Source organism: Streptomyces sp. NPDC030991 (assembly GCF_055571235.1).
The window spans coordinates 73,231-91,459 of sequence record NZ_JBVIFR010000022.1 but is presented as its reverse complement, the minus strand read 5'-3'; the positions used below and the strand labels follow the sequence as shown (position 1 = coordinate 91,459).

At 72.7% G+C, this 18,229-nt stretch carries 18 protein-coding genes and 1 tRNA gene; 9 read left to right on the top strand and 10 right to left on the bottom strand.

Translation table 11 applies throughout. The features are described from left to right. Nucleotides 1–18 precede the first annotated feature (18 nt). A complete protein-coding gene (locus ACZ45E_RS32120) occupies nucleotides 19–624 on the bottom strand; it encodes an ankyrin repeat domain-containing protein (RefSeq protein WP_468227544.1) in 606 nt (201 codons plus the stop codon). Between the two features lie 140 nt (nucleotides 625–764). Continuing rightward, entirely contained in the window at nucleotides 765–1,316 is a 552-nt protein-coding gene (locus ACZ45E_RS32115) for a GlcG/HbpS family heme-binding protein (protein WP_468227541.1), read from the bottom strand. Nucleotides 1,317–1,760: 444 nt separating this feature from the next. On the opposite strand from ACZ45E_RS32115, the gene ACZ45E_RS32110 reads away from it, so the two are divergent. The 3 genes from ACZ45E_RS32110 to ACZ45E_RS32100 all read left to right on the top strand — a co-directional run bounded on the left by ACZ45E_RS32110 (nucleotide 1,761) and on the right by ACZ45E_RS32100 (nucleotide 4,440). Continuing rightward, nucleotides 1,761–2,918 (top strand): sensor histidine kinase, encoded by a 1,158-nt coding sequence (locus ACZ45E_RS32110; protein WP_468227657.1) that lies wholly within the window; start codon nucleotides 1,761–1,763, stop codon nucleotides 2,916–2,918. A gap of 231 nt (nucleotides 2,919–3,149) precedes the next feature. Beyond that, nucleotides 3,150–3,797 (top strand): response regulator, encoded by a 648-nt coding sequence (locus ACZ45E_RS32105; protein WP_468227538.1) that lies wholly within the window; start codon nucleotides 3,150–3,152, stop codon nucleotides 3,795–3,797. Nucleotides 3,798–3,930: 133 nt separating this feature from the next. Next, nucleotides 3,931–4,440: a hypothetical protein gene (locus tag ACZ45E_RS32100; protein WP_468227535.1), complete on the top strand. Its 510-nt coding sequence runs from the start codon at nucleotides 3,931–3,933 to the stop codon at nucleotides 4,438–4,440. Nucleotides 4,441–4,513: 73 nt separating this feature from the next. Here ACZ45E_RS32100 and ACZ45E_RS32095 read toward each other — a convergent pair whose 3' ends face one another. Next, nucleotides 4,514–5,197: a pentapeptide repeat-containing protein gene (locus tag ACZ45E_RS32095; protein ID WP_468227532.1), complete on the bottom strand. Its 684-nt coding sequence runs from the start codon at nucleotides 5,195–5,197 to the stop codon at nucleotides 4,514–4,516. Nucleotides 5,198–5,403: 206 nt separating this feature from the next. Between ACZ45E_RS32095 and ACZ45E_RS32090 the strand changes: the two genes are divergently transcribed. Continuing rightward, nucleotides 5,404–6,417, top strand: coding sequence for a zinc-binding dehydrogenase (locus ACZ45E_RS32090; protein WP_468227529.1), 1,014 nt, complete (start codon nucleotides 5,404–5,406; stop codon nucleotides 6,415–6,417). Nucleotides 6,418–6,484: 67 nt separating this feature from the next. Here ACZ45E_RS32090 and ACZ45E_RS32085 read toward each other — a convergent pair whose 3' ends face one another. After that, on the bottom strand, nucleotides 6,485–6,958 hold the full coding sequence (locus ACZ45E_RS32085) for a GNAT family N-acetyltransferase (RefSeq protein WP_468227526.1): 474 nt from the start codon (nucleotides 6,956–6,958) through the stop codon (nucleotides 6,485–6,487). Between the two features lie 107 nt (nucleotides 6,959–7,065). On the opposite strand from ACZ45E_RS32085, the gene ACZ45E_RS32080 reads away from it, so the two are divergent. Continuing rightward, nucleotides 7,066–7,728, top strand: a complete 663-nt coding sequence (locus ACZ45E_RS32080) for a rhomboid-like protein (protein WP_468227523.1) — start codon at nucleotides 7,066–7,068, stop codon at nucleotides 7,726–7,728. Then, nucleotides 7,725–9,149, top strand: a complete 1,425-nt coding sequence (locus ACZ45E_RS32075) for an NAD(P)/FAD-dependent oxidoreductase (RefSeq protein ID WP_468227520.1) — start codon at nucleotides 7,725–7,727, stop codon at nucleotides 9,147–9,149. Before ACZ45E_RS32080 ends, ACZ45E_RS32075 begins: the two co-directional genes overlap by 4 nt. A gap of 49 nt (nucleotides 9,150–9,198) precedes the next feature. Here the strand turns inward: ACZ45E_RS32075 and ACZ45E_RS32070 are convergent. Then, nucleotides 9,199–9,272, bottom strand: a tRNA-Thr gene (locus ACZ45E_RS32070). A gap of 225 nt (nucleotides 9,273–9,497) precedes the next feature. On the opposite strand from ACZ45E_RS32070, the gene ACZ45E_RS32065 reads away from it, so the two are divergent. The 3 genes from ACZ45E_RS32065 to ACZ45E_RS32055 all read left to right on the top strand — a co-directional run bounded on the left by ACZ45E_RS32065 (nucleotide 9,498) and on the right by ACZ45E_RS32055 (nucleotide 12,120). Continuing rightward, nucleotides 9,498–10,634, top strand: a complete 1,137-nt coding sequence (locus ACZ45E_RS32065) for an ABC transporter ATP-binding protein (protein ID WP_468227518.1) — start codon at nucleotides 9,498–9,500, stop codon at nucleotides 10,632–10,634. A 204-nt stretch (nucleotides 10,635–10,838) separates the two neighbouring features. Continuing rightward, complete coding sequence (locus ACZ45E_RS32060; RefSeq protein ID WP_468227515.1) at nucleotides 10,839–11,297, top strand: hypothetical protein; 459 nt, start codon at nucleotides 10,839–10,841, stop codon at nucleotides 11,295–11,297. Nucleotides 11,298–11,352: 55 nt separating this feature from the next. After that, entirely contained in the window at nucleotides 11,353–12,120 is a 768-nt protein-coding gene (locus tag ACZ45E_RS32055) for a nucleotidyltransferase family protein (RefSeq protein ID WP_468227513.1), read from the top strand. Nucleotides 12,121–12,212: 92 nt separating this feature from the next. On the opposite strand, the gene ACZ45E_RS32050 is transcribed toward ACZ45E_RS32055, so the two are convergent. The 5 genes from ACZ45E_RS32050 to ACZ45E_RS32030 form a co-directional block, all read right to left on the bottom strand. Further along, a complete protein-coding gene (locus ACZ45E_RS32050; protein ID WP_468227655.1) occupies nucleotides 12,213–13,919 on the bottom strand; it encodes a DoxX family protein in 1,707 nt (568 codons plus the stop codon). A 99-nt stretch (nucleotides 13,920–14,018) separates the two neighbouring features. Then, nucleotides 14,019–14,969 (bottom strand): 23S rRNA (guanosine(2251)-2'-O)-methyltransferase RlmB, encoded by a 951-nt coding sequence (gene rlmB / locus ACZ45E_RS32045; protein WP_468227511.1) that lies wholly within the window; start codon nucleotides 14,967–14,969, stop codon nucleotides 14,019–14,021. A 114-nt stretch (nucleotides 14,970–15,083) separates the two neighbouring features. Continuing rightward, nucleotides 15,084–16,484: a cysteine--tRNA ligase gene (cysS, locus tag ACZ45E_RS32040; protein ID WP_468227508.1), complete on the bottom strand. Its 1,401-nt coding sequence runs from the start codon at nucleotides 16,482–16,484 to the stop codon at nucleotides 15,084–15,086. Nucleotides 16,485–16,530: 46 nt separating this feature from the next. Next, the gene (locus ACZ45E_RS32035; RefSeq protein WP_468227507.1) at nucleotides 16,531–16,935 is read right to left on the bottom strand and encodes a PPOX class F420-dependent oxidoreductase; all 405 of its coding nucleotides are present in this window, start codon (nucleotides 16,933–16,935) and stop codon (nucleotides 16,531–16,533) included. A 4-nt stretch (nucleotides 16,936–16,939) separates the two neighbouring features. Continuing rightward, nucleotides 16,940–18,214, bottom strand: coding sequence for an MDR family MFS transporter (locus ACZ45E_RS32030; protein WP_468227652.1), 1,275 nt, complete (start codon nucleotides 18,212–18,214; stop codon nucleotides 16,940–16,942). Nucleotides 18,215–18,229 lie beyond the last annotated feature (15 nt).

The following is an 18,229-nucleotide window of genomic DNA, read 5'->3' as shown; positions in this document are numbered from 1 at the left end:
GGCTGCCCGGGCGGTGCTTCACCGGACAGCCCGCAGCAGACCGGCGATCTCCGTGAAACCGCGCCGCTCGGCGTGTTCCAGGGCGGTGACGCCGTCGCCGTCCGGGAGGTCCGGCGTGGCGCCCGCCGTGATCAGCAGCTCCACGATCTCCTGGTGCGCGCGCCCGCCGTCACCGAGGATCACGGCCTCCAACAGTGCGGTCCAGCCGAGGCGGTTGACGTGGTCGACGTCGATGTCGGTCTCGCGCAGCAGGGCCCGTACGTAGTCGACGTGGCCGCGCTCGGAGGCCGGAATGATGGCGATGCCGCCGAACCGGTTGGTGACCTTCAGGCCGGGCCGCGCGGGCAACAGCGTCCGCATCATGGCGACGCTGCCGGTGACGCCGGTGACCAGCCAGGCGCTGTCGTCGCGGTCGTCCTGCGCGTCCGGGTCGGCGCCCGCGGCGAGCAGCGCCTCGGCGGCCGGTACGTGGTCCCCGAGGGCCGCGAGCAGCAGCGGGGTGCGGCGGTGCGCGTCGCGAGCCTCAACGCGGGCCCCGGCGGCGAGGGCGGCGCGCACGGAGTCGGCGTCCCCCTGTCCGGCGGCGGTCAGCAGGGCGCGGTCGGCTTCGCTGAGGGACGGCATGGCGGTACTCCAGGGGGCGCGCTCGGGAACGTACGGGGAGGGCGGGGAGGCGGGGAGGTGGGGAGGTGGGGAAGGGCCGGCGGCACACGGTACGGGGAGCCGTGCGCCGCCGGGTTCGCGTGGGGCGGGAACCTTCGGGGTTACTTGCCGAGCGCGGCCACACCGGCCTGGGCGAACTTCTCGTCCAGGTCGCCGGAGGGCGTGCCGGCCACACCGATGCCCGCGACCGGGGCGCCCTTGACAGCCACCGGGGCGCCGCCGCCGAGGAACAGCGTGCCGGGGATGTCCTTCAGGGTCGGCGCCTTGTCCAGCCGCTTGGCCAGCTCGGACGTCGGGGCGTTCCAGGAGACGGCGGTGAACGCCTTCTTCTCCGCCGCCTCGTACGCCTGCGGGCCCGCGCCGTCGCCGCGCAGCGTCAGGATGGTGTTGCCGTCGCGGTCGACGACCGCGACGGAGACCTTCTGGTTCTCCTTCTTCGCGGCGTCGATCGCGGCCTCGGCGGCCTTGGTGGCGGAGGCCAGCGTCAGGTGCGTGGTCGACATCGTGGTGCCGCTCTTGGCGGCGGCGGAGGCGGCGGCCGGGGAGGCCGGGGCCGAGGCGTTCGCGGAGACGGCGCCGAACGTACCGGCGGCGACGGCGGCGAGCACGGCACCGCTGGTGACGACGGTGGAGCGGCGGGAGAGCTTCTTCATGGTGGACTCCTCGGTTCGGTGGGGAAAAGGCTGGGGGAAACGGGTGGGAAACGGGTGGGGCGGGACCGGGCGGGCCGGGGTTGCTGTCCGCGGCCTTCTGCTCTCAAGCCTGGGTCCCGAACCGGCCCAGGGCCGTCGGCGTTCCGGCTGCTCACGGGGGGCCGAGCGGCCGACACCGGGGTCATCCGAACGGTTGACCCCGAGGGCGCGGAACCCCGTGACAATGGAAGTGTTTGCCCAGCTCGGAGCCGTAGGGCCGCCGTGACCGGGCCGGAGTATCAGGGGTGGAGCCCCAGGGATCGAGCCGATGAATACGCAGAGGAGGGGTGCGGGGCCGTGCCCGAGAACCAGCGGAGGTGCGGGGCCGTGCCCGAGAGCCAACGGACGCACATCGGCCGGATCGACGAGAGCTTCGACGCGGACACGCGTCGCCTCACCACCGTCATGCACGCCGCGTTCTTCCTGCTGCTGGCCGTCGCCCTCGCCCGTTTCCTGCTGCGCCACCCCGGCGGCGGCCGCACCCCGTGGATCATCGCGCTCTGCGCCGTACTGGCCCTCGTCCACCTCACCGGCCTCGCCCGCGGCATCACGGAGCGGTCCACGACGCGGCAGCGGGTCTGGCTGACCCTCGTGGTCGTGGTGTGGGTGGTGCTCGTCGCGCTCGCCCCGAGCTTCGCCTGGTGCGCGGTGCCCCTCTTCTACACCGGGCTGCGTACGCTCCCCACCCGCGCCGCGCTCGTCCTGGTGACGCTGCTGACCGGCCTGGTCATCGCGGCCCAGCTGCGGCTGGCCGGGCGCTGGGACCCGGACCTGGTGCTCGGGCCGCCCGCCGTCGTGGTGATCGCCACCGCCGTCTTCCTCCAGATGCAGCGCCAGGCCGTACGGCAGCGCGCCCTCATCGACGATCTGATCCGCACCCGCCGCGAACTGGCCGCCGCCGAACGCCGCGAGGGCACCCTCGCCGAGCGCCAGCGTCTCTCCATGGAGATCCACGACACCCTCGCGCAGGGCATGTCCAGCCAGCAGATGCTGTTGCAGGCGGCCGAACGGGTGTGGGAGTCCGACCCGGGCAAGGCCCGCGCGCACGTACGCACCGCCGAGTCCGTCGCCGAGCACAACCTCACCGAGGCGCGCCGGTTCGTGCACGATCTGGCCCCCGCCGACCTGGCCCGCGCCGACGGCCTGGAGGAGGCGCTGCGCACCGTCGCCGCCCGCGAGTCCGGCGAACGCCTCGCGGTCCGCGTCCATATCGACCCCGTCGGCGCGGCCTGGCCCGCGCCGCCGCTGTCCGACCGGGTCCAGTCGGCGCTGCTGCGGATCGCGCAGGGCGCGCTGGCCAACGTACGGGAGCACTCCGGCGCCGCCACCGCCGCGCTCACCCTCACGCTCCTCGACGACCAGGTCGTCCTGGACATCGCCGACGACGGCCACGGGTTCGCCCCGGCGGCCCTGCCCGACGCACCCGCCGGGGTACGCGGCCACGGTCTCCCGGCGATCCGGGCCCGGGTCCACCAGCTCGGCGGAACCCTGACCATCGAATCGGCGCCCGGCGAGGGCACGGTCCTCTCGGCGGCCGTCCCGCTGACACCCCGGGCGACATGACGGGCCCGCCCCGCGACGGCGCGCGATACCACTCGGCGCCACCGTCCGGGCCCGGGCCCCGCCGCACTCGGCACCGCGCGCCACGCCCCTCGGCGCCACCGTCCGGCCCCGGACCTAGCCGCGCCCGCCGCCACGCGCCACACTCCTCGGCGCCACCCGCCCCGGACCCGGCCCCAACCCCGGGGCGCCGTCGCACCCCGCACCGACCCACCTCGACGAAGGACTCCGCGCATGACCGGCCCGAGCCCCGCGCCCGCGATCCGTACCCTCCTCTGCGACGACCACGTGGTGGTCCGCGCCGGGCTGCTCGCCCTCCTGGACAGCGCCGACGGCATCGAGGTCGTCGGCGAGGCGGGCACCGGCGAGGAGGCTCTGGCACTCGCCGCCAGGCTCACCCCGGACGTGGTCCTGATGGACCTCCAGCTCGGCGCCGGTATCGACGGCGTCGAGACGACCCGCCGCCTCACGTCCGGGCCCGGCGCCGGCCCGCACGTCCTGGTCCTGACCACGTACGACACCGACGCCGACATCACCCGCGCCATCGAGGCGGGCGCGACCGGCTACCTGCTCAAGGCCGAACGCCCGGAGGAGCTGTTCGCCGCGATCCACGCCGCCGCGCAGGGCCGTACGACCCTGTCCGCGCCCGTGGCCAGCCGCGTCATGGCCAACCTGCGCAAGCCGCGCCCCACCCTCACCGACCGCGAGCGGGACATCCTGGCCCAGCTCGCGCACGGCCTGGGCAACCGGGAGATCGCCAAGGCCCTGTTCATCAGCGAGGCCACGGTCAAGACGCACCTCGGCCGGATCTACGACAAGCTCGGCGTGGACACGCGGGCAGGCGCCGTCGCCGTGGCGAAGGAACAGCGGCTGCTGCCATGACCCGCGCGGACGGGCGCCGTCACCGGGGCGAAGGAACAGCGCCGCTGCCATGACCCGCGGCGAAGAAACAACGGCTGCTGCTGCCGTGCCCCACCCGGACGGGCGGCCCCCCGCGGCGTGACACCATCCTTACGTGCTCGACATCGGTTACGCCCTCTCCCGCCGCTTCCCGGACCCGCCGCAGACGGACTACCGCCGCGCGGACGTCCACGCGCTGCGCCACGACCTGTTCTGCGGCGACGTGTACCTGGCCGACACGAAGGCGGACCGGGAGCTGTCCACAGCCTGGGGATGGGTGCCCGTCCTCGACTTCGCCTGGGCGCTCTGCGACATCGTCGAGCAGCTGGACCGCGACCCGCGCGGCAGCCGCAGCGCCACTCCGCTCTACGCGGACCTGGACTTCACCGAGTCCACGGACCGCATGCTCTTCGAGCGCCGCTTCGGCTGGGTCGACGTGGAGGCCGACTGGATGCCCGGCCACGAGCCGCCGCTGACCTTCTCCCACGCCGAACTGCGCCGCGAGGCACGGGACTTCCTGCACGATCTCATCGCCGACCTCAGCGACATGCACGAGGACCTGGCGGACAACCCGGCGATCTGGGAGCTCCAGTCCCGCTTCCCCCGCGTCCCGGACAAGCGGTAGCCACCGGCGGCGGACCCGGGACCCGGGGCCCGGGCGCCGCTCGGGAGGGTACGCGCCGGCCCGGCTCGCCGCGCTACCCCACCACCCGCACCCCCAGCTGTGCCGCGAACGCCGGTGCCAGGTCGAAGAGCTGGGGCGGGGAGATCACCGCCCCACCCAGCCGGTCCACACCCCGCGCGATCCCCAGCTCGGCCGCGTCCCGCAGATCCACGTCGGACATCGTCACACCCGTGAGGTCCGCCCCCTTGAGCACGCAGCCGGGAAACTCCACCCGCTCCAGGCGCGCACCGGCGAAGTCCGGCTCCACCAGCACACACCCGTCGAACACGACGTCCTTCAGCCGCGCCTTGCGCAGGTTCAGATAGTCGATCTTGCCGCCCCGGAAGACCACCCGCTCCAGAACGGCTCCGTGCAACTGGACCCCGCCGAGCCGCGCGTCCGTCACCACCACGTCCCGCAGCGTCGCCTCCGCGAGATCCGTACCCACCCCCCGGACGCCGGTCAGCGTGGAGTCCAGGATCCGCGCGCGGCGCAGCCCGGTCCCGTCGAGGCCGCACCCCTCGATCCCGCAGTCCATGAACCGCGCCCCGGCCCCCTCCTGCCCGCCGAGATCCGTGCCGCCGAACTCCAGCCCGTCGTAGTCCCCGTCCGCTTCGAGCCGGCCGCCCTCCTCCCACGGCACCAGCGGCGGCAGCCGCACCTCCGGCCGCCGCGCCTTCTTCACCTTCGTCGCCGCCCCACCACTCCTGTCCACCATGCCCCCATGCTGCCCGCCTCCACTGACAACCCCGGCCCCGCCCCTCGACCACTCCCCCGGCCGCCCTTGACCTCAACCGCGCTTGGGGTCGAAGACTGGCGCTCCGCCCGGCAGCCCAGCCACCACCCACCCGACTGGTTGCGCCCGTCGCGTCACGCAGCCACCACCCGGCGTCCCGCCGGCCCCGAGCCCCGAGGGGGAGCCCCATGCACGCCGTCCGACTGCACGCCTTCGGCCCCGCCGAGAACCTCACCTACGAGAAGACCGAGGACCCCGAGCCGGGCCCCGGCCAGGTCCGCGTCGCGGTCGAGGCCGCCGGTGTGCACCTGCTCGACACCGCGCTCCGCACCGGCCTGCGGGGTCCGCTGCCCCAGCTCCCGGAGCTGCCCACGATCCCGGGCCGGGAGATCGCGGGCACCGTCGAGTCGCTCGGCCCCGGCACCGACCCGTCCTGGCTGGGCAGCAGGGTCACGGCCCACCTCGGTCTCGTCCCCGGCGGTTACGCCGAGCTGGCCGTGACGGACGCGGCCCGGCTGCACGCGATCCCGCCGAACCTGGACGCCGCGCAGGCCGTCGCCATGATCGGCACCGGCCGCACCGCCGTGGGCATCCTCAACTTCACCGAGACCACCTCCGAGACGGTCGCGATCGTCCCCGCGGCGGCCGGCGGCATCGGCACCCTCCTCGTCCAGTACGTGCAGAACGCGGGCGGCACCGTCATCGGCCTGGCGGGCGGCCCGGCGAAGACGGCCCTGGTGGCGGCGGGCGGCGCGGACCTCGCCCTCGACTACAGAACCGCCGACTGGGCAGCCCGGGCGCGGGACTTCCTCGACCGGCGCGGCACACGGGCGACGGTCCTCTACGACGGGGTGGGCGGCGCCGCTGCGGCCACCGCCCTCGACCTGCTCGGCCCCGGCGGCCACCACGTCATCTTCGGCTGGTCGGGCCAGGGCATCGGCGACACCGCCGGTCCGCTGCTCCTGGACGAGGCCGAAAGGACCCGCCGCGGTCTCGTCCAGGAACAGGTTCTCGGCCCCGCGATGATGCGCAGGGCCGGCGGCGACAACCCGGTCCGCACCCTCGAACTCGCCGCCCTCGACCTCGCGGCCCGCGCGATCCTCACCCCCGCCGTGCACCGCTTCCCCCTCGCCGACGCGGCGGCCGCCCACCGGGCCCTGGAAACGCGCGGCACCACGGGCAAGGTCGTCCTGGAACCCTGAACACCGTCCGACCCGGCCCCGACAAACCTACGAACCCACGAAGCCACGAACCTTTTAAGGTGCGAAGCTAGGAACCGAGCCGGTCCAACGCCTCGCCCGTCAGCCGGTACACACTCCACTCGTCCTGCGCGCGAGCGCCCAGCGCCCGGTAGAAATCGATCGACGGCTCGTTCCAGTTCAGGACGGACCACTCCAGACGCGCGTACCCGCGCTCCCCACAGATCCGCGCCAACTCGGCGAGCAGCGCCTTCCCGTGGCCACCGCCCCGCGCCTCCGGACGGACGTACAGGTCCTCCAGGTAGATCCCGTGCACCCCACGCCACGTGGAGAAGTTCAGGAACCACAGGGCGAAGCCGACGGGCTCCCCGCTCCCGGCGTCCTCGGCGATGTGCGCGAACGCCGCCGGCCGCTCCCCGAACAGCGCCTCGCGCAACTGCGCCTCCGAGGCGTGGACCTCGTCCAGGGCACGCTCGTACTCGGCGAGTTCACGCACCATGGCGTGGATGACGGACACGTCGGCAGGGGTGGCGCTACGAATCATGACCGCAGGCTAACCGCCACCCGCACCCCACCGACCGCCGGGCGATCCCCGGCCCACTCCGGAATGTCGATCACGCCGCCGCCCCCGCCCACGTGCCTGAATCGACCATGCGCCTTTTCCTCCGCCGCCTGCGCACGTCCGCGTGGTCGTACATCCGCCGCGCCCCCGGCACGTACCTCTGGCTGCTCGCGCTCTTCGTCACGACCGTCGCCGTGCACCACATGGACCCCCACTTCGAGCACGACTTCCTGCGCCAGCGCTCCACCAACCTGCACGAACTCTCCCAGCACCCCCTCCGCGTCCTCGTCTCCTCCGCGCTCTGGACCGACGGCGGAAGCTGGTGGCCCTACGCGCTGCTCTACACCCTCTTCCACGCCCCGACCGAACACTGGCTCGGCACCCCCCGCTGGCTCGCCGTCGTCGCCGCAGCGCACGTCCTCGCCACGCTCATCAGCGAAGGCGCCCTCCTCTGGGCCATCCGCAACGGCCACGCCCCCGCCGCCTCCGTCAACACCCTCGACATCGGCGTGAGTTACGCCCTCGCGGGCAGCATCGGCATCCTCACCTACCGCATCGCCGCCCCCTGGAGATACGCCTACCTGACGGTCATCCTCACCCTCTACGCCGCCCCGCTCGCCGTCGGCCGCACCTTCACCGACCTGGGCCACCTCGCCTCGCTCCTCACCGGCCTCGCCTGCTACCCGCTTTGCCGGGGCCGTGCCCGACCCCTGCCGCGAACCCGGCCCGCCCAGTACCCTCCACCGCCATGAGCAGCGCGAACAGCACCGGCAGCGGCGGCCGAGGTCCGGTCAACGGCGGCATATCGTTCTGGTACGCCGACGACGGCATCCCACGGGCCCGCGAGCCCCTCACCGGAGACGCGAACGCCGACATCGTCATCGTCGGCGGCGGCTACACGGGACTGTGGACGGCCTACTACCTGAAGAAGGCCGCCCCCTACCTCCGCATCACCGTCCTGGAACAGAAGTTCTGCGGCTACGGCGCCTCCGGCCGCAACGGCGGCTGGCTCTACAACGGCATCGCCGGCCGCGACCGCTACGCCGCCCTCCACGGCCACGACGCGGCCGTCCGCCTGCAACAGGCCATGAACGAGACGGTGGCGGAGGTCATCGACGTGGCCCGCGCCGAGGACATCCGCGCCGACATCCACCACGGCGGAGTCCTCGAAGTGGCGTACACACCGGCCCAGTTGAACCGTCTCAAAGCCTTCCACGCCACCGAACTCACCTACGGCGAGAAGGACCGCACCCTCCACGGCGCCCGCGAGACGACCGACCGCGTCCGCGTCGCCGGCGCCGTCGGCTCCACCTGGACCCCCCACGGCGCCCGCCTGCACCCCGTGAAACTCCTCAAGGGACTCGCCCGCACCGTCGAGGACCTCGGCGTCACCATCCACGAGTCCACACCCGTCACCGACATCCGCCCCAAGCACGCCACCACGCCCTACGGCACCGTCCGCGCCCCCTACATCCTGCGCTGCACCGAGGGCTTCACCGCGTCCCTCAAAGGCCGCCGCCGCACCTGGCTGCCCATGAACTCCTCCATGATCGCCACGGCGCCGCTCACCCCCGAGCAGTGGGACTCCCTGGGCTGGGAGGGCCGCGAAACCCTCGGCGACATGGCCCACGCCTACATGTACGCACAGCGCACCGCCGACGACCGCATCGCTCTGGGCGGCCGTGGCCGCCCCTACCGCTACGCCTCCCGCACCGACCACGACGGCCGGACCCACCCCGCCACCGTCGAGGCCCTCACCACCATCCTCACCCGCCTCTTCCCCCAGCTCACCGGCGTCCCCGTCACCCACACCTGGTCCGGCGTCCTCGGCGTCCCCCGCGACTGGTGCGCCACCGTCACCCTCGACCGCTCCACCGGCCTCGGCTGGGCGGGCGGCTACGTCGGCTCCGGCGTCGCCACCTCCAACCTCGCCGCCCGCACCCTCCGCGACCTCGTCCGCCAGGACTCCGGCCAGAGCGGCCCCACCGAACTCACCGCGCTCCCCTGGGTCAACCACAAGGTCCGCAAGTGGGAACCCGAACCCCTCCGCTGGCTCGGCGTGCACGGCATGTACGCCACCTACAACGCCGCCGACCACCGCGAACGCACCACCCACACCCCGGACTCCAGCCGCCTGGCCAGGGCAGCGAACCGCATCACGGGCCGCCACTGACCACAGAAAAAAGCCCAGGGCACACGGAGACGCGCCCTGGGCTTCACAGAGCCCCCTGTCGGATTCGAACCGACGACCTACGCATTACAAGTGCGTTGCTCTGGCCATCTGAGCTAAGGAGGCAGCCCGAGCAGTGTAACCAACCCGGCGGGCCTCCCCTCGAAAACTTCGGCGAAACTCACAGGTCCCGGGCTACTGACAGAGTCCCCACCTGCCGGGTACGGTCCGATCAGTTCACCCGCGTGGACTACACCAGTGCTTCACGCCGCCGTGGCACGAGCCGTGGCGGCCCCACCTTTACAACGGATCGTCCGGCACGTTCCTGCCGGTGAAGGGGGCTTCACAGCCATGGCTTCTGTCACGTTCGACAAGGCGACCCGCGTCTACCCGGGGTCCACCAAGCCCGCCGTCGACGGCCTGGAGATCGAGATCGAGGACGGCGAGTTCCTCGTCCTCGTCGGCCCGTCCGGTTGCGGCAAGTCGACCTCCCTGCGGATGCTCGCGGGCCTGGAGGACGTCAACGGCGGAGCGATCCGTATCGGCGACCGCGACGTCACGCACCTGCCGCCCAAGGACCGGGACATCGCCATGGTGTTCCAGAACTACGCGCTGTACCCGCACATGTCGGTCGCCGACAACATGGGCTTCGCCCTCAAGATCGCCGGTGTGAACAAGGCGGAGATCCGGCAGAAGGTCGAGGAGGCCGCGAAGATCCTCGACCTGTCCGAGTACCTGGACCGCAAGCCGAAGGCGCTCTCCGGTGGTCAGCGTCAGCGTGTGGCGATGGGCCGCGCCATCGTGCGTGAGCCCCAGGTCTTCCTCATGGACGAGCCGCTGTCGAACCTCGACGCCAAGCTCCGCGTGTCGACCCGTACGCAGATCGCGTCGCTCCAGCGCCGCCTCGGCATCACCACGGTCTACGTCACGCACGACCAGGTCGAGGCCATGACGATGGGCGACCGCGTCGCCGTCCTCAAGGACGGTCTGCTCCAGCAGGTCGACACCCCGCGCAACATGTACGACCGCCCGAACAACCTCTTCGTCGCCGGCTTCATCGGCTCCCCCGCCATGAACCTGGTCGAGGTCCCGATCACCGACGGCGGCGTGAAGTTCGGCAACTCGGTCGTCCCGATCGACCGTGAGGCCCTCAAGGCCGCCTCCGACAAGGGCGACACCACGGTGACGGTCGGCGTCCGCCCGGAGCACTTCGACATCGTCGAGCACGGTGGCGAGGCCGCGCGGACCCTCACCAAGGACGCCTCGGACGCCCCGGCGGGCCTCGCGGTCTCGGTGAACGTGGTCGAGGAACTCGGCGCCGACGGTTACGTGTACGGCGCGGCGCAGGTCGGCGGCGAGCACCAGGACCTGGTCGTCCGGGTCAACGGCCGCCAGGTGCCGGAGAAGGGCGCCCAGCTGCACGTCGTGCCGCGTCCGGGCGAGACCCACGTGTTCTCCACCTCGACGGGTGAGCGTCTCTCCGACTGAGGCGAGCCCTGAAGCAGGTCGCGCGAAGGGCCCCGCACTTCGGTGCGGGGCCCTTCGCGTGCGCCTACGGTGTCGACAAATACCCCGGCAAGTAAGACATATAGGCCAGTGGCGTCAACGCGTAGGCAAAGAAACCTAGTTGCCCGTCCCTCGGTCGAGTGACTAAATGTCGCCAAATCATCACTGACCGCTACGCTCACTCGCGTGACGCACTCCGCTGACTACACCCAGAAGCCGCGCCGAGCCCGGGGCCAGGGCCCCGCCCGCCGCGCCGCCCGCACGCTCGCGTTCGTCCTGCCGGTGATGCTGGTGCTCTCCGGGACCCTCGCGGTCACCCGAGTCAACTGGTCCGGGAGCTCCTCGGACTCCATCCTCACGGCTTCCTCACAGGACGTCTCCGCGCGCGCCAAGTCGCGCGCCCCCCAGGACGTTCTGCGCGACCGTCTCCTCCAGGAACTTCAGGAGGAGAACCCCGGTATCGCGCTCACCCATCTCCAGCAGGAGGTCGACCGACGCCCCTCGCTCGCCAAGCATTGCATGTCGATCGCGAAGGCCCTGGGCCGCGCCGCGGTACAGGCCTACGGTCCGGCCCGCGCCCAGTCGTACGCGCGGCCGGTCTGCGACACCTCGTTCGCGTCGGGGGTGGCCGGCTTCCGCGCCTGAGCGCGGCCATGCCCTCGACAGCCCTGGCGGGCCGTGCGCACGTACAGTTCCGGTCATGACGACCGTCGAACCGGCCGCGCACGGCCCGCACGCATCTCCCCACCGCCACTCCCACCGTCCGACGCAGGCCGTCGTCCTGGCGGGCGGTCAGGGCTCGCGGCTGCGCCCGTACACCGACGACCGGCCGAAGCCGATGGTGGAGATCCCCGGTACCGGGACGCCGATCATCGGCCATCAGCTGACGTGGCTGGCCGAGGAGGGCGTCACCGACGCGGTGGTGTCGTGCGGCCATCTCGCGGAGGTCCTCCAGGAGTGGCTGGCCCAGGCGGATCTGCCGCTGCGGGTCACGACGGTCGTCGAGAAGGAGCCGCTGGGGCGTGGCGGCGGCCTGAAGTTCGCGGCCGGTCATCTGCCGCACCAGGACCGCCCCTGGTACGCCACGAACGGGGACATCTGGACACGTTTCTCGCTGCGTGAGATGGCTGACTTCCATCATGAGCGGGAGGCGACGGCCACGTTGGCGCTGGCCCGGCCGCGTATCCCGTGGGGCGCCGTCGAGACGGACGCGTTCGGCCACATCACGGACTTCGTGGAAGCCCCGCCGTCGCCGTTCCTGATCAACGCGGGTCTCTACGTCTTCGCCGCCGAGTTCGCTTCCCTGCTGCCGGACCTCGGGGACCACGAGCGCACGACGTTCCCGCGGCTGGCCCGGGCCAAGCGGCTGGCCGGCTTCCCGATCCCGCAGGGCGCGTACTGGCGGGCCATCGACACGGCGAAGGACCTGCGGGAAGCCGCCAAGGAGCTTGCCGCCCAAGGGCGTTGAGACTCTCCCGCCTCACCTCGACGACGACGGGGCCCCGCACGTGGTTCGTGCGAGGCCCCGTCGTCGTCGAGGTGGGTGGGTCGGAGGGCGGGTCAGCCGAGCAGGCCGCCCACGAGCTTGCTGCCGCCGCCACCGCTGCTGCTGCCGCCGCCACCGTCGGAGCCGCCGCTGCTGCTGCCACCACCGCCGCTGCTGCTGCCGCCGGTGGAGGTGGTGCCGCCGTCGGAGCCGCCGGTGCCGGCGCCGGTCGTGCCGCCGGAGGTCGGGCCGCCTGTGGTGGTGGCCGGCGGCTGCTGCGGCGTGGTCTGCCGCGGCGGCGCCTGGCCGGCCGTGGCGCCCTGGGTGGGCGTGGTCGTGGTGCCGCCGGCGGTAGTGGCGTCGCGGGTGGCGCCGGGCGTGCCGGCCGCGCCCGAGGGGCTCGCGGTGGAGCCCTGCGTCGGCGACCCGGAGGCCGACGTGCTCTTGGAGTGGCGCTGCTTGTGGCCGGGCTCGGAGGGCAGCGGGGAGCCGGGGATCTCGTTGCGCGGGGTGTCGCCGGGGCCGGGCGCGGTGACGCGGTCGGCGTCGCGGACGGCGCCGCCGAGCAGGGAACCGATGAGCAGGGTGCTGCCGATGACGAGGGTCGCGATGACGGTGCCGCGGCGCAGCACGAAGCGGCGCAGGTCCCACAGGGTGGTGCGGGGCCCGAGGCGGCGCCAGGCGCCACCGGCGAGGCGTCCGTCGATGGAGTAGACGGGGGCGCCGGCGATGATCAGCGGCGACCAGGCGGCGAGGTAGATGATGTCGGGCGCGTCGTAGGCCGGGACGGTCTTCCAGCTGACGGTGAGGAGCAGCGCGGCGGAGAGCAGGGCGCCGAAACCGGCGACGATGCGCTGCCACAGGCCGAGGACGGTGAGGACGCCGACGATGACCTGGAGGAAGGCGATGACGAGTCCGGCGCCGACGGGGTGCTGAAGGGCCCAGTCGCGCATGGGTTCGGCGAGGGCCCAGGGGTGCAGGGAGTTCAGCCACTTGACCATGGAGCCGCGCTCGCCGCCGTCGAAGTAGACGGGGTCGCAGAGCTTGCCCATGCCCGCGTAGATGGAGATGAAGCCGAGGAAGACGCGGAGGGGGAGGAGGACGACGCCGAGGTTCATCCGGCGGCCGGGGTAGTAGGCGTGGCGGACGGGTCCGTAGCGCCGGGCGGCGGTGGTCTCGTTCGCCGTCTCCTCGTCCCGGTCGTCGAACTCCTCGTCCTCGTAGGGGAACCGAGGGAGTTCGCCGGTCTCCTCGAAGGCGCTGCCGGCCTGGCGCATCTGGGGCAGGATGCGGGTGCCGGGGCCGCTGTCGCCCTGGCGGGGGTTGATGACGACGGACGTCTCTTCCGGGTCTCCCGGGTACCGGCCGCCTGCGAGGTCGCCTTCGAGGTCGACGCGCGGGATGACCTGGGTGGCACCGCCGTCACCGACCTCACCGGGGTCGCCCACGCGGCGCGCGGACTGCAACAGCCCGCTGGCGGCGAGGTCCCCGGCGCCGCTCATCACGACGGGGCGCCGTCGGGCCCCGGGCGTGCCGGCCGCCGTGATGACGGGGATGCGGGTGGTCGCCGCGGCGGCTCCGGCCACGCCCATGGCGCTCAAGTGCCGTGAGATACGCGGGAGTTGTGTCTGCTGCGCCCTGGGAAGCTGCACGCGGAAACTCGCGTGGTTGACGATGACCTGCGCCGGGTCGCATGGAACCTTCACCATGCTCAGCGCGGGAGCGTCGTCGAATCCCGACGAGCGGTCCCCCGAGGGTGTGCGGGGCGTTCTGGTGTCCACACTCATCTAACCGAGTGATGTGTGTTTAGGACACTGCCTTGACCGCAACGAAATGTCCGGGCCCCGTCAAGGTCACGGGGCCCGTACAGAACGGGCTCGTCAGGCGCGTCGGCGCGCCGCCTCGTACAGGACGACTCCTGCCGCGACACCGGCGTTCAGCGATTCGGCGCCGCCCGGCATGGGGATGCGGACCCGGTAGTCGCACGTCTCGCCGACGAGGCGGGAGAGGCCCTTGCCCTCACTGCCGACCACGATGACGACGGGTCCCGCGAGCGCTTCGAGGTCGCCGATCTCGCGGTCGCCGTCGGCGGCGAGGCCCACGATGGCGACACCGGCCTTCTTGTACTGCTCCAGGGCGCGGGTGAGGTTGGTGGCGCGGGCCACCGGGGTGCGGGCGGCGGTGCCGGCCGACGTCTTCCAGGCGCCCGCCGTCATGCCGGCGGCGCGGCGCTCGGGCACGACCACGCCGTGGCCGCCGAACGCGGAGACGGAGCGGACGACGGCGCCGAGGTTGCGCGGGTCGGTGACTCCGTCGAGGGCGACGATCAGGGGGTCCTGGCCCTCGTCGAAGGCGGCGGCGACGAGGTCCTCCGGGTGCGCGTACTCGTACGGCGGGACCTGGAGGACGAGGCCCTGGTGGTTGAGGCCGTTGGTCATGCGGTCGAGCTCGGGGCGGGGGGCCTCCATGAGGTGGATGCCGCCGCGCTCGCCGGCGAGCTGGAGGGCCTCGCGGACGCGCTCGTCGTTGTCGATGAACTGCTGGACGTAGAGCGTGATGGCGGGCACGCCCTCGCGCAGCGCCTCGACGACGGGGTTGCGGCCGACGACCATCTCGGAGGTGGACTTGCCACGCGGGCCGCCGGTGCGGCTGGTGGGGCGGCGGACGGCCTGCTTGGCCGCGGCGTTGGCGACGCGGTTCTTCTTGTGGCCCTTGCGTGCCTCGGCGGGCGGGGTGGGGCCCTTGCCCTCCAGGCCCCTGCGCCGCTGGCCGCCACTGCCGACCTGCGCGCCCTTCTTGCCGGACATGCGACGGTTGTTACTGGCGGCCATGACTTACCTGTCTCTGTGTCTGTCTTCGGGTGAGTGTTGTCTGCGGGTGTACGTCTGTACGTCTGTGCCTCTATGAAGTGTGCCGCCCGACGGCGCGGGCGGCACATTCGGGGTTCAGCGGGGGCCGAGGCTCCAGCGCGGACCGCTCGGGCCGTCCTCGATGACGAGCCCGGACTGGCCGAGCTGGTCGCGGATGGCGTCGGCGGTGGCCCAGTCCTTGCGGGCGCGGGCCGACTCGCGCTGGTCGAGCACGAGCCGGACGAGGGTGTCGACGACGCCGTGCAGGTCCTCGCCGCGGTCGCCCTCACCGGCCCAGTGCGGGTCGAGCGGGTCGAGGCCGAGGACGGCGAGCATGGCGCGCACCTCGGCGAGGCGGGCGACGGCGGCTTCCTTGTCGTCGGCGGCGAGGGCCGAGTTCCCCTGGCGTACGGCGGTGTGCACGATAGCGAGGGCCTGCGGCACGCCCAGGTCCTCGTCCATGGCCTCGGCGAACGCGGGCGGCACCTCGTCGGCCGGGTCCACGACGCCGCCGGCCTTCTCGGCGACGCGCTGGATGAAGCCTTCGATGCGGGCGAACGCGGACTCGGCCTCGCGCAGCGCGTCCTCGCTGTACTCGATGGTGGAGCGGTAGTGCGGGGTGCCCAGGTAGTAGCGCAGGACGATGGGGCGCCAGTGCTTGACCATCTCGGAGACGAGGACGGAGTTGCCGAGCGACTTCGACATCTTCTCGCCGCTCATGGTCACCCACGAGTTGTGCACCCAGTACTTCGCGAACTCGTCGCCGTACCCCTTGGCCTGCGCGATCTCGTTCTCGTGGTGCGGGAAGATCAGGTCGATGCCGCCGCCGTGGACGTCGAAGGCGGTGCCCAGGTACTTGTGCGCCATGGCGGAGCACTCCAGGTGCCAGCCGGGACGGCCGCGGCCCCAGGGGGTCTCCCAGCTGGGCTCGCCCTCCTTCGCGGCCTTCCACATGGCGAAGTCGCGCGGGTCGCGCTTGCCCGTCTCGCCCTCGCCGGAGGGCTGGCGCAGGTCGTCCAGGTCCTGGTTGGAGAGCTCCAGGTAGCCGGGGAAGGAGCGGACGTCGAAGTAGACGTTCCCTTCGGCCTCGTAGGCGTGGCCGCGCTCGATGAGGCCGCGCATCATCTCGACCATCTCGGTGACGTGTCCCGTGGCGCGCGGTTCGTACGTCGGCGGGAGGCAACCGAGGGCGGTGTAGGCGTCGTTGAACGCCCGCTCGTTCTCGTACCCGATCGACCACCACGGGCGGTTCTGCTCCGCCGCCTTCTTGATGATCTTGTCGTCGATGTCCGTCACGTTGCGCACGAACGTCACGTCGTAGCCGCGGTACGTGAACCAGCGGCGCATGATGTCGAAATTGAGGCCCGACCGGATGTGTCCGATGTGCGGGGCCGCCTGGACGGTAGCGCCACACAGGTAGATCGAGACACAGCCCGCGACGAGCGGGGTGAAGTCACGAGTCTGCCGGGCGCTGGTGTCGTACAGGCGAATAGTCACCCCTCCAGGGTAGTGGGCCCGGAGGGGTGCCATGGGCCCGCGGCTCTCAAAGGCTGCCGACGACCTTGCGCGCCCGGACCCGGACCACGACGCGCTCGCCGTCCTCGCTGGAGGACGGGTTGAACTCGGCGTACTTCTTGCCGGTGTACTTGAGGGAGAGCTCGTCGATGAGTTCCTGGCCGCCCTCGGTGGTGAGCTCGGCGGTGCCGCGGATCTCGGCGTACGTGTACGGGTTGTCGGCGGGCTGGACGAGGACGGTGACGCGCGGGTCGCGGCGCAGGTTCTGCTCCTTGCGGCGGTCGGCGGTCGTGGAGAAGAGGACGTCGTCGCCGTCGCGCTTGACCCAGACAGGGGAGACCTGGGGGCTGCCGTCGGGCTGGATGGTGGCGACGTTGATGAAGACCTTGCTGTCGAGCAGTGCCTTGAGCTCGTCGGACAGGTGGGCGGTCATGGCCTCACTCCTTCTCGGAGGGTTCGTTCGGGGTCGGTCGACGCGTACCCGATCCTGTGCGAACACTGTGGGGCCGTGCGGCATTTCCGGCCGGCCGTCCCGGTGTCGTCGCCCGGGCGAGCGCGGCCGCGGCGAGCGGCACCGCCGCGAGCGCCGACCAGAGCGCGGGGGCGGGCAGGGTGAGGAGCGCGCCGGTGGCGGCGCTGCCGGCCAGGACGGCGAGCCCGGAGACGGAGGAGAGCGCGCCGGTGGCGAGGCCCAGGTGGCGTCCGTCGACGAGATCGGGGACGAGGCCGCGGGCCGCGGGGACCAGCAGCATCTGCCCGAGGGTGAGCAGGACGACGAGAGCGCCGGCGGGCAGGTAGGCGTACGGGCCGTGGTGCGGGAGCCAGGTGGCGCCGGCCGCGACCGCGGTGAAGCCCACGGCGACGAGGACGAGGCCGGTGGTCAGCGCGGTGCGCGGGGCGAGGCGGGCCGCGGACCAGCGGGTGACGGGCAGCTGGGCGCCGACGACGAGGAGCGAGGAGAGCGCGAAGAGGAGACCCACCGCGTCCTGGCTGCCGGTGGCGCGGGTGAGTTCGACGGGCAGCGCCAGGTACAGCTGGTTGTACGCGATCAGGTAGCCGCTGTACGCGAGACAGAGGGCGAGGAAGCGGGGCCGGGCGAAGACGGCGCGGACGGCGCCGGCCGGGGCGGGTCCCCCGCGGGGCTCCTCGCGGGGGACCCGGCCGGGCCTGCGGTGGGGCATGAGGCGGGCGTGGCCCGCGAGGACGGCGACGAAGACCAGGGCGCCCGCCAGGCACGCGGCGCGGAAACCGGCGAACAGCAGGGCCGTGCCGAGCAGCGGGCCGAGGAAGGCGCCCGCCTGGCCGGCCGCGGAGAAGATACCGAGGACGTGGGCGCGCGGGGTGCCGGTGGCGCGCTCGTGGCGGACCGCCTCGCGGGCCGTCTCCGACTCGACGGCCGGGGAGAACAGGGCGGCGGCGAAGCCGACGAGGACGACGGCCGCGACGACGGTGGCCGTGCGGTCGGCGAACGCGAGCCAGCCGAATCCGGCGATGCGCAGGGCGCAGCCGGCGAGGACGACGGGCCGGGGCCCGTACCGGTCGGTGAGCGCGCCGCCGACCACGAACAGGCCCTGCTGGCTGAACGTGCGCAGCCCCAGGATCAGCCCGACGGCCCACCCGGTGAGGGCGAGGCTGTCGGTGAGGTGGGTGGCGAGGTAGGGCAGGACGGCGTAGAAGCCGATGTTGAAGGCGAGCTGGGTGAGGGTGAGCATCCGCAGGTAGGGCGG